Raw genomic sequence first — 398 nt, 5'->3', positions numbered from 1 at the left:
AAGTTGTCGAACCGCCGTATACGGAACCGTACGTACGGTGGTGTGAGAGGTCGGTAGTTGAACTAATCAATTACCTCCTACTCGATCGAATAGTCAAGTATATTAGGGTGTTTCTTTGAATTTAATTTAAGAAAAAAACTATTTAGGTAGTCAAAGTAGCTTAAGAAAGGAATTTAAGGTATAGCCGGATTTACAATCTAAGTGCAACATCATAAATTAAACAAAAAGGCCATGAAGACCTAAACTTAAATTGACCAAAAAATAAGAAAGGTGATCTTCATGACTCAAATTGATTCTAACATTCCTCGTTACTACCATCAATTAACTAGTGAGCAGCGTGGGCAGATTGAGGCACTACATGATCTGAACTGGTCTAATGCCGCGATCGCCAGAAAGCT

The 398-nt window shown here is 37.9% G+C and carries 1 pseudogene; it reads left to right on the top strand.

Features of this window, described 5'->3' with window-relative positions:
• Window positions 1-279: 279 nt before the first annotated feature.
• Window positions 280-398, top strand: a pseudogene (locus tag FD32_RS10490) (IS30 family transposase); the annotation flags it as partial.

The organism is Limosilactobacillus panis DSM 6035 (assembly GCF_001435935.1).
Lineage (GTDB): Bacteria > Bacillota > Bacilli > Lactobacillales > Lactobacillaceae > Limosilactobacillus > Limosilactobacillus panis.
The sequence above is the reverse complement of the archived record's forward strand: the minus strand, read 5'-3'. Positions and strand labels throughout refer to the sequence as shown.